Source organism: Brevibacillus centrosporus (genome assembly GCF_046622605.1).
Lineage (GTDB): Bacteria > Bacillota > Bacilli > Brevibacillales > Brevibacillaceae > Brevibacillus > Brevibacillus centrosporus.
Genome location: NZ_CP176856.1, coordinates 1,303,438 through 1,316,505, shown reverse-complemented (window position 1 = coordinate 1,316,505; position 13,068 = coordinate 1,303,438). Strand labels below are relative to the sequence as shown.

Annotated in this window: 13 protein-coding genes and 1 pseudogene; 5 read left to right on the top strand and 9 right to left on the bottom strand. The window is 47.4% G+C overall.

Annotation, left to right across the window (positions count from 1 at the left end; translation table 11 throughout):
- Positions 1 to 34: 34 nt before the first annotated feature.
- The 6 genes from ACLIN2_RS07010 to ACLIN2_RS06985 all read right to left on the bottom strand — a co-directional run bounded on the left by ACLIN2_RS07010 (position 35) and on the right by ACLIN2_RS06985 (position 5,328).
- Positions 35 to 556, bottom strand: a complete 522-nt coding sequence (locus ACLIN2_RS07010) for a GNAT family N-acetyltransferase (RefSeq protein ID WP_411503615.1) — start codon at positions 554 to 556, stop codon at positions 35 to 37.
- A gap of 149 nt (positions 557 to 705) precedes the next feature.
- A complete protein-coding gene (gene cyoD / locus ACLIN2_RS07005) occupies positions 706 to 1,023 on the bottom strand; it encodes a cytochrome o ubiquinol oxidase subunit IV (protein WP_092266274.1) in 318 nt (105 codons plus the stop codon).
- A gap of 1 nt (position 1,024) precedes the next feature.
- On the bottom strand, positions 1,025 to 1,636 hold the full coding sequence (gene cyoC, locus ACLIN2_RS07000; RefSeq protein ID WP_092266275.1) for a cytochrome o ubiquinol oxidase subunit III: 612 nt from the start codon (positions 1,634 to 1,636) through the stop codon (positions 1,025 to 1,027).
- Positions 1,636 to 3,606 carry a cbb3-type cytochrome c oxidase subunit I gene (locus ACLIN2_RS06995; RefSeq protein ID WP_411503614.1) on the bottom strand — a complete coding sequence of 657 codons (1,971 nt, stop codon included), beginning with the start codon at positions 3,604 to 3,606 and terminating at the stop codon, positions 1,636 to 1,638. The genes cyoC and ACLIN2_RS06995 overlap by 1 nt, the downstream gene beginning before the upstream one ends.
- A gap of 23 nt (positions 3,607 to 3,629) precedes the next feature.
- Positions 3,630 to 4,619: a ubiquinol oxidase subunit II gene (gene cyoA / locus ACLIN2_RS06990; RefSeq protein ID WP_411503613.1), complete on the bottom strand. Its 990-nt coding sequence runs from the start codon at positions 4,617 to 4,619 to the stop codon at positions 3,630 to 3,632.
- 496 nt (positions 4,620 to 5,115) lie between these two features.
- Complete coding sequence (locus ACLIN2_RS06985; protein WP_092266278.1) at positions 5,116 to 5,328, bottom strand: hypothetical protein; 213 nt, start codon at positions 5,326 to 5,328, stop codon at positions 5,116 to 5,118.
- Positions 5,329 to 5,721: 393 nt separating this feature from the next.
- Between ACLIN2_RS06985 and ACLIN2_RS06980 the strand changes: the two genes are divergently transcribed.
- On the top strand, positions 5,722 to 7,317 hold the full coding sequence (locus ACLIN2_RS06980) for an ATP-binding protein (protein ID WP_411503612.1): 1,596 nt from the start codon (positions 5,722 to 5,724) through the stop codon (positions 7,315 to 7,317).
- A gap of 20 nt (positions 7,318 to 7,337) precedes the next feature.
- Positions 7,338 to 8,045, top strand: coding sequence for a response regulator (locus ACLIN2_RS06975; protein WP_400584111.1), 708 nt, complete (start codon positions 7,338 to 7,340; stop codon positions 8,043 to 8,045).
- Positions 8,046 to 8,114: 69 nt separating this feature from the next.
- Here the strand turns inward: ACLIN2_RS06975 and yedA are convergent, their stop codons facing one another.
- The 3 genes from yedA to ACLIN2_RS06960 form a co-directional block, all read right to left on the bottom strand.
- Positions 8,115 to 9,077 (bottom strand): drug/metabolite exporter YedA, encoded by a 963-nt coding sequence (gene yedA, locus ACLIN2_RS06970; RefSeq protein ID WP_092266281.1) that lies wholly within the window; start codon positions 9,075 to 9,077, stop codon positions 8,115 to 8,117.
- Between the two features lie 22 nt (positions 9,078 to 9,099).
- The gene (locus ACLIN2_RS06965) at positions 9,100 to 9,552 is read right to left on the bottom strand and encodes an Lrp/AsnC family transcriptional regulator (RefSeq protein ID WP_400584109.1); all 453 of its coding nucleotides are present in this window, start codon (positions 9,550 to 9,552) and stop codon (positions 9,100 to 9,102) included.
- A 296-nt stretch (positions 9,553 to 9,848) separates the two neighbouring features.
- On the bottom strand, positions 9,849 to 10,406 hold the full coding sequence (locus ACLIN2_RS06960; RefSeq protein ID WP_411503611.1) for a dihydrofolate reductase family protein: 558 nt from the start codon (positions 10,404 to 10,406) through the stop codon (positions 9,849 to 9,851).
- Between the two features lie 225 nt (positions 10,407 to 10,631).
- Here ACLIN2_RS06960 and ACLIN2_RS06955 point away from each other — a divergent pair.
- From ACLIN2_RS06955 to ACLIN2_RS06945, 3 genes and pseudogenes are all read left to right on the top strand, one after another.
- Positions 10,632 to 11,141 (top strand): annotated as a pseudogene (locus tag ACLIN2_RS06955) (glycosyltransferase); the annotation flags it as partial.
- Positions 11,142 to 11,310: 169 nt separating this feature from the next.
- Complete coding sequence (locus tag ACLIN2_RS06950; protein ID WP_411503610.1) at positions 11,311 to 12,852, top strand: spore germination protein; 1,542 nt, start codon at positions 11,311 to 11,313, stop codon at positions 12,850 to 12,852.
- Positions 12,849 to 13,067: a hypothetical protein gene (locus tag ACLIN2_RS06945; protein WP_411503609.1), complete on the top strand. Its 219-nt coding sequence runs from the start codon at positions 12,849 to 12,851 to the stop codon at positions 13,065 to 13,067. The genes ACLIN2_RS06950 and ACLIN2_RS06945 overlap by 4 nt, the downstream gene beginning before the upstream one ends.
- Position 13,068 lies beyond the last annotated feature (1 nt).

Sequence of the window (13,068 nt, the reverse complement as noted above, 5' to 3'; positions counted from 1 at the left end):
AATGAATGCAGGAAAAATCACGGCGGTTTTAGACCTAAAGCTCGATCCAAAACCGCCGTACGACATTTCCATCTTCTTCTATGAAGGCTGATTCAAATACGCCACCGTTTTTGGCAATCGTCTTTTCCGAGCCGATATTCCCTTCGTCACAGGCAACCATGACCCTCGTCAGTCCCAGCTCTCTTGTTTTTTGCAAGGATTGGGCGAGGATTCTTGTCGCGTATCCTTTTCTTCTCTGAGAGGGGACGACTCCGTAGCCGATGTGTCCACCCGTGTTCAAAAGCTTTTCATTCAAGGAATGACGAATATTAACCGCTCCGACGACCTGCTCCTGTTCATCCACGAGCCAGTAGGTAGAGTTAGTCACCCAGCCTGGTTGCAGATTCTCTCCGCTCTTTTCCACCTCCAAATACTGCAGGTACGCTGCAAGATCAGATGGATCTTTGTCGACAACCCAGGGAACAATCGGCTCTTGGGACTCTTTCCATTCCCGATAAAAAGCTAGATACGACTCTCGATATTGCATGGATGGCTCGACAAGATAAGCCTTTCCCATTGGAATCCCCTTCCTTCCCGTATAAATTCCGTTTATCTTATCACGCTACAGACAGGCGCTCAAGCGCTTTTTTATTTGGCGAAAAAAAGAAGCGTGACACCGGCAAACTTCTGCCAGCATCACGCCTTGGTGTATCATAACTGTTTTGCTTAATACTTGTTGAACATCATGATCCAGATGGAACCCGCAATGATCGTAAACACGATTACCAGACCCAGGACCAATGTCTGTACGTTGTAGCGTGGCTTTTCGCCTTCACGAACGTGCATGAAGAAGAACAGCTGAACGATAAATTGCAGGACCGCCATCACCAAGATCCAAATCACTGTAGTGGTCTTGTCGAGCATGTTGTTCATGACCATCACCAGTGGAATAATGGTGAGCACAATCGACAGGATAAACCCGATTACATAGGATTTCAACGATCCGTGATTGTGATGATCTCCATGGTTTTCATGTTGTGACATCCTACATCACCCCCATCAGGTAGACGACTGTGAAGAGGAAGATCCACACAACGTCCAGGAAGTGCCAGTACAAGCTCAGGTTGGTCACTTTGCGGCGTGTTACTGGTGTAATACCGCGGCGCTTCAGCTGAATCATCAGCGCCACCATCCAGAACAAACCAACCGAAACGTGAAGTCCATGTGTACCGACAAGCGTAAAGAATGCGGACCAGAAAGCACTGGTTGCCATGGTTGCACCCTCATGCATCAGGTGCGTAAACTCGTTGATCTCCAGCACGACGAAGGCCAGACCGAGTACAGCCGTTACTGCCAGCCAGGAAATCATTTCTTTGACTTTGCCTTTATTCATTGCCAGAACGGCCAGACCGCTCGTAAAGCTACTAGTCAACAGGATAAAGGTCGATGCGATAATCCCTGGAAGTTCGAACAATTCTTTTCCTGTCGGGCCACCCGCGAAGTTATGCATCAAAACCGCAAAGGTGGCAAACAGGGAACCGAATAAGATACAGTCAGTCACAACGAAGATCCAAAAACCGAGGACCTTTAGTTGTTCATGTTCTTCATGGCCATGTTCATGATCGTGTCCATGAGCGTGGTCGTGTTGAGTCGCCATTAGTAAACCCTCCCCAGTGAAGCCTCCGTGCTGCGCACTTCCTCCACTGGTACGTAATAATCCGTATCATATTGGAAGGAACGTGCCCACATGCACAGCGCCACGCCGATAAATCCAATTACCGCCATCCATACCCAGTGGAACGTAAATCCGAATCCGATCAAGAAGAAGAAGAGGGACATAATAAACGGAATACCCGAGTTTTTCGGCATGTGGATTGGCTCCAGATGCGCCGGCTCTTCTTTATACGTACCATTTTCTTTTGCTTGCTTGGTCAGCCACCAATCGTCGGCACCTTTTACCTGTGGAACGACGGCAAAGTTGTAAAACGGTGCTGGAGAAGGAATCGACCATTCCAGCGTACGTGCATTCCACGGGTCACCCGTTGTGTCGCGCTCACCGTGTTTGATGCTGTAAGCGATCTGCCATACTTGGAAGATGAAACCGATCCCCATCAGGAACGCCCCGACGGTAGAGATCAGGTTGAGGTCTGCCCAGCCGCGATCCCAGCCGTATGTGTAGTAACGGCGAGTCATACCCATGAAGCCCAGTGCGTATTGCGGCATGAAGCACACGTAGAAACCGATATTCCAGAACCAGAAACCCCATCTTCCGAGTTTCTCATCCAGTTTGAAACCGAACAGTTTTGGCCACCAGTAGTAAATACCTGCCAGGTAACCGAACACGACCCCACCGATCAGTACTTGGTGGAAATGGGCAATCAGGAAGTAACTGTTATGGTATTGATAGTCCGCAGGAGCAACGGCCAGCATGACGCCGGTCGCACCACCTACGACAAAGCAAGGAATAAAGGCGATGGTCCAGAGCATTGGCTGTTTAAAGGATATCCGACCTCGGAACATTGTAAACAGCCAGTTGAATATCTTCACCCCAGTCGGGATCGCAATGACCATCGTCGATATGGCAAAGAAGATGATGACGCTGGCACTAGTACCCATGGTGAAGAAGTGGTGAGCCCATGTGAAGAACGATGCAACTGCAATCGACATCAGCGCCCACACCATGGATTTGTAACCAAAAATCGTTTTCTTCGAGAATGTCGCAACGACTTCTGAGAAGATACCAAACGCTGGTACAACTACGATGTATACCTCTGGGTGACCCCACATCCAGATGAGGTTGAGGTACATCATCGGGTTACCGCCGCCGCCCATGGTAAAGAAGTGAGCACCTGCGAAACGGTCAAGGAACAAGAGAGCAATCGTTACTGTCAAGATTGGGAAAGCAAAAATGATCATGATGCTGCTGGACAGTACAGACCAGCTGAACAATGGCATTTGGGAAAGCTTCATGCCAGGCGCACGCATTTTCAGAATGGTTACGATGAAGTTAATCCCCGTCGCCAAACTACCAATCCCTGAGATCTGAATACCCCAAATCCAGAAGTTCTGACCTGGACCCGGACTGAAATCATTTTGAGACAATGGCGGATACGACAGCCAACCTGCATCAGGAGAGCCCCCGATAACGAACGACAGGTTGAACAGCATCGCACCGAGCATGAACAGCCAGAAGCTGACTGCGTTCAAGAACGGATACGCAACATCTCGTGCGCCCAATTGCAGCGGAACGACCATGTTAAACAGACCAAACATCATCGGCATCGCCATGAACAAGATCATGATCGTACCGTGAGTCGTAAAGATGGCATTGTAGTGATCCGAATGCAGGAACTCTACGTTCGGGAATGCCAGCTGCACACGCATCAGCAGGGCGTCGACCCCACCGCGGAACAGCATCAGCAGAGATGCGATCAAGTACATAATCCCGATTCGTTTATGGTCAACAGTAGTCAGCCATTCACGCCAGAGCCAACCCCATTTTTTATACTTCGTAAGGACAAAGACGATCGCGACCATAGTCAGAGCAATCGAGACGTCTGCACCGTAAATCAACGGGTCACCAGTAACAAAGAACGTGGACGCAAATTCCTTAATGTTCTCCCACACTTGGTATTCCTCCTCCCTTTCTACTAATGTTTCATCCCGGAATGATCCATCCCAGGCATATTACTCATATCAGACATTTGATGCGTTTCATGTGAAGTTTCCTCTTTCTTTTCACCTGTCTGTGCGGCAGGTGCTACTGGATCCATCACATGATGCATATCGTGACCGTGACTATATTTCTGGACGATTTCTTCAAACAAGCCTTCTGGGAAAGCAGAATACATCTTTTTCTCAGTCAAGCCAGGCTTTTTCAATTCCTCATAATCTTGCTTGGTCATTGCCGGTGCCGTGCCCTTCACCTGCTGTACCCACTGGTCAAATTCATTTTGCGGCTTGGCAACGACTTTGAATTGCATATGGGCGAATCCTTCTCCAGAGAAGTTCGCACTAAAGCCCTGGAACTCTCCTGGCTCATCTGCTTGCAAATACAATTCTGTTGCCATTCCAGACATCGCATAAATCTGGCCACCAAGCTCTGGTACCCAGAACGAGTTCATAGGAGCTTCCGCTGATACTTGGAAACGAACAGGAACACCAGCAGGAATTTCTAAATAGTTGACGGTTGCGACGTTTTGTTCAGGATAAGTAAACATCCATTTCCAATCCAATGCCGTAACCTGAATCGTGATCGGCTTCACTTCTTGATTCGGCGACTCTTTCAAAACGTAGGTGTCACGCACTGTAAAATATCCCAAAATCGCAATGATGATTACCGGAATGCCCCACCAAATTACCTCAAGGGTTGTACTATGTGCCCAATCAGGTTTGTAAGGTGCTTTGTTTTTCGGTGTATCCCGATATCGATAAACGATAAAAGCAGTAATCGCAAGAACCGGAACGATAATAACGGCGCACAATATCACTGAGATGACAATGAGATTGTACTGCGTTTCGGCTACAGGTCCCTTCGGATTCAGGACCAGATAATCACTTCCACATCCCGAAAGCAGGACGGTCGCTAGTGCTGCCAAGACCCAAAAATGAAATTGCCTCAGCATTTTTCCTCCACTCATTCTCCTAATCCCTCCCTCTTTCACACAACAACAGAAGCAATGCTTCTTTCTATACTTTTTTAGCACAAGTGAACACTTGGCGTAACCGCAACTACATACTATCAGAGCCAAGATGTTTTTGTACTCGTTTTTTCGCACGTTCAAGATTTCGTAGTTTTTCTGTTACAAAGTGTTCACGAAGCGGTCACTAGTTGATCATAATATTGCTATGAATATCCACTCCTCCCCAAAAATCCCCTTTTCCCCTTCATATTCAGGCACGCCAAAAAGCCCAATGAGGCCTTGGCATCACTGGGCTAATTCACTGTCAATAAAATTTTACTGTGTAGAAGACAAGCAGAACCGTCCTTTATCGGTGACCGTCACATTTGTGAACGCCTAGGTTCACCTCTTGTCACTTTTGACATTCCTGCCGAACAAACAAAAAACCTCTCATTTCATTAATATAGCGAAAATGAGAGGTCTCGTTTCCTATGCTTTTGTGATTGCAACTTTCTCACACTTCTTGTTTCCGGATGTTCATCAGACGAAATACCGTGCTCAGAAGGAAAATGTTCATACCTGCGATCAGGAAGCCGATGGATACCATCAATGGGAAATTCTCTGATCTGAAATCGCTTACATTAAATACAAACAATAACACTCCAACGATCGTAGCGGTCCAAGCCATCCATTTCAGTGTATCAGCTGCTTTTGTCTCATTATTCATATCACAAGACCCCTGTCTTTTTTATTTTCGTTTCTCTCTTATGAACACATTGTAACATAAAATTCATTTGTTGTTCATGTTTTGTTCAAATTTTTATTGAAAATTTGTCAAAAGTTTTTTCGCAAAGCTATTGGGGACTGCCTTGTTACATTTTTCCTTTGTGTCGCAAATGTGAAAGGCCCTTTATTTCGCCATAAATGGACAAATGGCTCTTGTCCCGAAAACGCGTAAGGACGGGCTTACTAGAGAGTTTGTCTCGATCGTGGGTACGCTATACCCGAAAAAGCAGCATGGGATGAAAACAAGTGGCCGTCCTCATGACCATATTGTTATATAATATAGGTAAGTAAACGGTTTCATACTTCCGGATCTGTCATCAAAGGTGGTTTGCCCATGGTTTTCGCTCGCAAAAAAACGAGGGTCAGCCTCTTGACCCAAATGGTCCTGCTCATCTCTATTGTCGTTCTCATCAGCATGGGCATCGGGACCGCTCTCTTTTCCTTCATTTTAGATGACATTCTGGATCGCTACATCGGACAGCAAGCTATGACGGTTGCCAAAATGGCCGCCATGGATGATGACATTATCGCCGCTTTTGAGAAAGAAGATCCCTCGCGATGGATCCAGCCTCTCGCTGAAATGATTCGGACCACGACAGGCGCCAGCTATGTGGTCATCGGCAACAAGGAAGGCATCCGCTACTCCCACTACGATCCAGATCAAATCGGATTACCGATGGGAACGAGTAACGATCCTGTCTTTCTCGAAAACCGTTCCGTCATTTATCGCGGCTCAGGTATTTCTGGCCCTGCGATCAAGGCAAAAACCCCTATTGTCAACAGCAAAGGAGAAACCATCGGCGTCTCATCCGTCGGCTTTATTATGAGTGACGTCGAGAAACGGGTGGCGGAATATAAAGAAAGAGTCGTGGCCTTCTCCATGCTGCTTCTCATCGTAGGAATCATTGGCGCGATTATCATCGCCCGGCGAGTGAAGCGATTGATTTTTGGACTGGAGCCGGAAGAGATCTCCTTTTTATTCACGGAGAAAACAGCGATACTCGAATCCATCCGGGACGCTACGGTCGCTGTCGATATGCAGGGCCGTGTCGTGTCTATGAATAAGCGCGCCCGTGCTCTCCTGCAGGAAGATTTGACGCTGGGCAAACCCATCTCCAGCCCGCAAATTCGGGACATCATTCACACCATCAATCGAAATACACAGGATATGAACCAGAAAATTTTGCTGGGACACGAGATCTTTATTACGGATTACTCTCCCATTTTGAGCAATAACGAGGTCAGAGGTGTCGTTTTCACTTTCCGTCCGGAGTCCGAAATCGAACAGCTCACAGAGGAGATCACGAAAATCAGCTCTTTCTCCGACAATATGCGGTCGCAAAATCACGAATATTTAAATCGTTTAAACACCATTTACGGGTTGCTCAAACTCAAGGAATATGACAAGGCTTTGGAGATGATCACGGATGAAGTGAAGGAGAGACAGGATATTCTCGCCTTTCTCATGAGTTCGGTACAGGAGCCGTTCATCGCTGCCTGTCTGCTCGGGAAAATCAACCGCTCGAAAGAACTGAAGGTGTCATTGGAAATCGATCAGGAAAGCCATCTCGGGAATGTTCCCGCGCCGATCGATCCCAAAATCCTTGTCACCATACTCGGCAATGTGATCGACAATGCGATGGAGGCTGCGCTTGCAAAAAACTGCTCCGATGCCATGGTACACGTCTCCTTTACCGATTTGGGTCAGGACATTATTTTTGATATTGAGGACAACGGTCCTGGCGTTCCTGCCGATATGGAATCCCGCATTTTTGAAAGCGGTGTTACTACAAAGCCAGGCGAAAATCGCGGGCTGGGTCTCGCCCTTGTCAAAAATTCGCTCGTACATTTGGGCGGTCATATAGTAATCGGAAAAAGTGATCTGGGAGGGGCTCGCTTCTCCATCGTCGTACCCAAACAGAGAGAGTAAGGAAAAAGGGGGTATCTACCATGTCTGATCAACCTATTACCGTTATGATCGTAGAAGATGACGAAGTAGCGGCCAAAATCTACGAGCAATTCACGCTCAAGCTGGAAGGATTCCAGATCATCGCCACGGCCTCTACTGGAAAGCAGGCGTTGGACATGCTCCACGTCGTCACTCCTGATATGCTTCTCTTGGACATTTTCTTACCGGATATGAACGGCATCGACCTTTTGCGGGATGTTCGGAAGCATTTTCGCGGTATTGATGTCATCATGATTACAGCCGCGAATGACGTGGAAACGGTCCGTGAGGCAATACGAGGCGGAGCGTACAGCTATATCATTAAGCCGATTATGATCGATAAATTCATGTCGACTCTGGCGCAGTATGCGAGCACCCGAAGCCAGCTTCAGCAGCATACCACCATGGATCAAATGGCCGTCGACAAGCTGTTTACCAAAGCTTCCATCACGCCAGCTGCCAGAACAGCCGAGAACGTCACCACGCTCCCGAAAGGAATCGATAAGCTGACGCTCAAGCTCATTCGCGACAAGATGCAGGTGACGGCGCACAGCGTCAATGCCGATGATTTGGCGGCACTCGCTGGCATGAGTCATTCGACTGTGCGTAGATATCTGGAATTTTTGGTCTCCATCAATGAGGTTACCGTGGAGACATTTTACGGAACGGTCGGTCGACCGGAGCGAAAGTATCGTTGGGCAGGTGCGTAAGAAGAGTGTAAGGGCAGTCTTCCTTAGTGACTGCCCTTACATGGGGTTTTTTCTTCTATTTTCTTTCTGTTATCTAGCCTGAAGCTTTCCTTCCTCTTTTCTGGCAGCCGTTTGATTCTGCCGGGCGCCCTTGCCGCGAAAAATCGTGATTATCGCAACTGCCGCGATAATCAAGGCCGCCGCGACCCACGACTGGGTAGACAGCTGCTCATCCGCCAGCAGCCAGCCTAAAAATACGGCGACGATCGGATTCACAAAAGCATAGGTGGACACAAGTGAAGGCTCTGCGTTTTTTAGCAGCCAAATATACGCCGTATAAGCGAGAATCGAGCCAAATACGATTAAATACCCGAGGGCGACCCAGGAACGTAGGGATATTTGCGTAACATGCAGCTTCGTCCAGTCGTCGAGAAATAGGGATGTTATGCTGAGCAGAATTCCCCCTACAATCATTTGCAGGGCAGTCGACATCAAAGGAGATGCGGGGAGCTTTGCCGTACGAGAATACAGGGACCCAAACGACCAGCTAATCGAGGCAGCCAGCAGCACGATAATCCCAATCGTATCGGCACCTTTACCTTCCGAGCCACCGGGGTGGACCACCAAAACAGCGACGCCCGCGAGCCCAACCAGGATTCCTGCCATCACTCCGCCCGACGGTTTTTGTCTGCTCCCTCCGGCCCAGTTGAGCACCAGAATCCAAAGCGGGACTGTTGCCACCAGCAAGGAAGCGATCGCAGAGGGCAGTCTCAGCTCCGCCCAGGCGACGACTCCATTGCCTCCGAGAAGCAGCAGCGCCCCCACAATACCCGCACCTTTCCACTCGGCAGCACTTGGCAGTTCGGCTCCCTTCAAACGACTGAACAGGAAGAGAAACACACCAGCCAAAGTGAATCTCACCCCCGCCATAATAAAGGGCGGAATCGATTCAATGGCAATTTTCATGCCGAGATAAGTGCCTCCCCAAAATAAGTAAACGGTCAGCAAAGCGATCGTAATGGCAAAAAGCTTCGTATCCTTTTTTCCTGTCATCGCTTATTTTCCACCCTTGCTTTCAAATTTCTTTCCACCCATCTTCATACATGGTTGACAAGATAAAGGTCGTCGAGGTTTCCAACACTTCTTCATGCTTGACCATTTCATCTATCAGATTCGTGAGATCCTCCGGTGCATTCACGCGCACCTTCAGCATCATGCACCACTCCCCTGCGAGTCTCTGGCATTCCACGATCTTGACGTTTGGCACCTGCAGCTCCACGATCTTCCCTGCCATTTCCTTGAAGTTTTGACATCTCGCTTTCACAAAGATCAGCACCTTGATTTTTTGCTCCATCAGTCTCCAATCGATGATGCTTCGATATCCTTTGATCACTCCATTCTTCTCAAGCTTGCCGACCCGCTGATGGACAGCCGGACGAGAAATGTGCAAGATCTTGCTGATTTCCTCATGAGACAGTCTTCCGTTTTCCTCGAGCAGCTCCAAAATCCTCAGATCCACGTCATCCATCGCTGATCCCTCCTGTGGAAATAGTAACACAATTCCGTCATTAAGAAACCATTCGTAATCGTCAGCCTTTAAACTCAAACGAATCGTAAAAAACAAGCAAGATTTCAAATAAAAACGTCAAAATCCCAGTCGGATTTCCGCTTAACGATTACGGATCGTTCGCCGTCATTTGTACAAATAGCTGCCCTGCTGCTAAATCGAACAGCGGCTGCCTAAGACCTAAAGACACTGTCTTAGACAACCGCTGTTTTCTTGCACGATTTTCAACCTCATGCCTTGAAGAAGGGAGATGAGCCCTACTCTTTTCCATCCCATTGATAAATGAGCTGCACCACGCCAGAGGAGAACGTTCTGGCTTCAACCTGTTTGAAATTCAACCTCTTTTTGATATCCATAAACAACGGTTTGCCTTCTCCCAAAACAACCGGGTGAACAGACAATCTAAATTCATCTACAAGCCCTAGGCTGATAAAGGTTGAAATGAGGCTCGATCCACCGTACAGCCAGATGTCTTTGCCAGGCTTGTTCTTTATTTTATTTACCTCTTCAAGAATGTGATCGTTCATAAAAATGGCTTTATCCCCAGTCCCTTTTTGCGTCCTGGAAAACACGTATTTCTCCTTGCTATGAACGACTCTCCAGATTTCTTTTTCCATATCGGAATGTGCCAGCTCCGGATGAAATTGTCCCCATAGCTCATAGCTTTTTCTGCCATAGAAAATCGTATCAATTTGATGCAAGAACGAAAGAAACCCCATCTCCTCGTCCATCATGCACCAATCCACTTCTCCATTTTTTCCTTCAATAAAACCATCTAACGTAACGGCTACATCCAAAATGATTTTCCGTGCCATGGTTGATTCCCCTTTTCGTTGAGCTACCACCCATTCTAGCCATTCCAATATGCCAGCTTGTGTCATATTAACAACTGAAAGGGGAACAATCTTTTCCCTATTTCTTCCCGATCCGCTCTGCATAGAAACGGATATTTCACCCAAAATAAAACAGCCTAACCAGATTTATTCCAAACGCACAGAGGAGCAGATGAATTTGAAAAACAAAGGGATGCTTGCTTTAGTGATATGCAGAAGGCGTGGATCGACCATACGATCTGGACAAGAAGCTATATTGTCAGCGTCATGTCGAATCGTCCAGATGCGAAGGACGTATTGGATCGGCTTTTGCAGAATCAGCAGGACATCGGGAATCTGATCAAGCCTTATTATGGGGAAGAAGCCGGGAATAAGCTGGCTGAGCTTTTGAGAGAGCACATTCAAATCGCAGGGAAAATTGTCGCAGCTGCCAAAACAGGCAATCAGGCGGATCTGAAAAAGCTCGACGCCGATTGGCATAGAAATGCTGACGATATCGCCAAATTTTTAAGCGCCGCGAACCCGAACTGGCCGTTTCAAACAATGCAGGATATGCTTTATGCGCATCTTCAATTGATCACTGAAATTGTCCTTGCCTGTCTCAAAGGGGATTGGAAGGCTGATATTGCGGCAACTGACAAAAACGAGATTCATATGATTCATTTAGCCGACATTCTGACAGAAGGCATTGTCAAACAGTTTCCCCAAAAATTTTGAGTGATTCCCTTGACTCAGGAACAATCAAAAGTCCTTGATCTGAAACGATCAAGGACTTTTTTGCATTCGTTGAATCCGGGTAGCTTAGTAGTGATAGAGAAAAGAATAATGTAAGGAAGATTGTGTAAAAATACAACAAACGAATTCCACCGGAAATTAGGGTGCCCTTATGAAAAAGATCACATGGAACAAAAAAGGATTCAAAATAAATCGAACATCTGACTCAGTCCCACTATCCATTAACGAACAATTAGAATGGCTCCGCCAGCAATTCACAGACCGCTTTGATGTTGTTTACCATTTGTTTGTGATAGGCTCTTCACAGCGATGTGCCTTAGTTTATTTGCAAGGTATGGTGGATACCCAAATCCTCCAAGAAGAGCTCCTTCGTCCCCTCTTTGCTCTCTCGCAAATGAGCTATCAGGATATTCGTGAGTGTATCTTTGAGCGCAGGCAGCTGCCCATCACTGATTATCACATATCCAGCCTGCGCGACGGCTTAGCCTCTTTGCTCGATAGTTCTGTGCTTCTTCTGATTGATGGAGAAGAGAGGGTTATTCAGCTTCCATTCGGCTCCCAAGAGCAGCGCTCTATTGATGAACCTGCCAATGAAGCTACCGTCAGAGGACCGCGCGAAGCCTTTATCGAAAATGCTGAGGTTAACCTTTCCTTGATTCGAAAAAGGCTGAAAACCCCTCTGTTCAAGAACGAATCCATGCGCCTCGGTACGCATACCCAAACCGTAGTCATGATTCTCTATATCCAAGGGATCTGTAAGAAGGAACTCGTAGATGAAGTCAGGACAAGACTGGGGAACATCGAGATCGATGGAGTTCTTGGCAGCAGCTACGTCGAAGAGTTTCTCGATCATTCTCGTTTCTCACCTTTTCCCCAAGTACAGTATACGGAACGGCCAGACGTCGTTTCGGCCGCACTTTTGGAAGGCCGGGTCGCTATCATCGTAGATGGTACGCCCATGGTGCTGCTCGCACCCGTCACGTTATGGATGCTGCTTCAATCAGCTGAAGATTACTATCAACGGTATATCGCGGGAACATGGATTCGGTGGATACGTTACTTGTTTGTATTCATCTCCTTGTTGCTCCCCTCGGTATATGTTGCGATTACGACGTTTCACCCGGAAATGATCCCTCCTAAGCTGCTCATGACCATTGCCGCTTCACGTGAAATTGTCCCGTTTCCCGCATTGATTGAAGCCTTTATTATGGAAATTTCTTTTGAAGCCTTGCGGGAAGCCGCTGTACGTATCCCCAAATCGATCGGTCAAGCCGTATCCATTATTGGGGCTTTGATTATCGGCACAGCTGCTGTCCAGGCTGGGATCGTTTCCGCAGCCATGGTCATCATCGTCTCTTTTACGGGTATTGCTTCGTTTATCATCCCTCACTTTGATCTGGGTCTGTCTATTCGCTTATTACGCTTTCCCATCATGATCTTCGCGGGGTTGTTTGGGCTTTTCGGCATCATTTGCGGTCTGCTTTTGATCTATATTCATCTCATCAATCTACGGTCGTTCGGAATGCCCTATCTGGCACCCATGACACCTTTAATCATAGGTGATCTTAAGGATACGTACGTAAGGGCCCCCTGGTGGTACTTGCGCAAAAGACCTTCCACTGCTGGAAAGAACAAGATCAGGCAAGGAAGCAAAAGAATCCAAGAGACTGAGCTAGAGGAGGATGGCGATTGAGCACGATTCTACCTTGGCGTGTGGCTATGCTTTATATCGTTGCTTTCCTCTCCTGCTTCGGATTGACTGGATGCTGGTCGTCTGTAGAATTGAATAATCGAAGTTTTGTACGCATCATTTTCTTAGATAAAGTCAACGATGGGGTCGAGGTCACCCTCTCTTTCCCCTTAGCGAACCGTCTCATTCCTGGACAGTCGGGTGGAATGGTGAATTAAC

Bases quoted from the DNA above. Each gene is read 5' to 3' on its own strand.
- ACLIN2_RS07010 (WP_411503615.1), bottom strand. From the start codon at position 556: ATGGGAAAGGCTTATCTTGTCGAGCCATCCATGCAATATCGAGAGTCG.
- cyoD (WP_092266274.1), bottom strand. From the start codon at position 1,023: ATGTCACAACATGAAAACCATGGAGATCATCACAATCACGGATCGTTG.
- cyoC (WP_092266275.1), bottom strand. From the start codon at position 1,636: ATGGCGACTCAACACGACCACGCTCATGGACACGATCATGAACATGGC.
- cyoA (WP_411503613.1), bottom strand. From the start codon at position 4,619: ATGAGTGGAGGAAAAATGCTGAGGCAATTTCATTTTTGGGTCTTGGCA.
- ACLIN2_RS06985 (WP_092266278.1), bottom strand. From the start codon at position 5,328: ATGAATAATGAGACAAAAGCAGCTGATACACTGAAATGGATGGCTTGG.
- ACLIN2_RS06980 (WP_411503612.1), top strand. From the start codon at position 5,722: ATGGTTTTCGCTCGCAAAAAAACGAGGGTCAGCCTCTTGACCCAAATG.
- ACLIN2_RS06975 (WP_400584111.1), top strand. From the start codon at position 7,338: ATGTCTGATCAACCTATTACCGTTATGATCGTAGAAGATGACGAAGTA.
- yedA (WP_092266281.1), bottom strand. From the start codon at position 9,077: ATGACAGGAAAAAAGGATACGAAGCTTTTTGCCATTACGATCGCTTTG.
- ACLIN2_RS06965 (WP_400584109.1), bottom strand. From the start codon at position 9,552: ATGGATGACGTGGATCTGAGGATTTTGGAGCTGCTCGAGGAAAACGGA.
- ACLIN2_RS06960 (WP_411503611.1), bottom strand. From the start codon at position 10,406: ATGGCACGGAAAATCATTTTGGATGTAGCCGTTACGTTAGATGGTTTT.
- ACLIN2_RS06950 (WP_411503610.1), top strand. From the start codon at position 11,311: ATGAAAAAGATCACATGGAACAAAAAAGGATTCAAAATAAATCGAACA.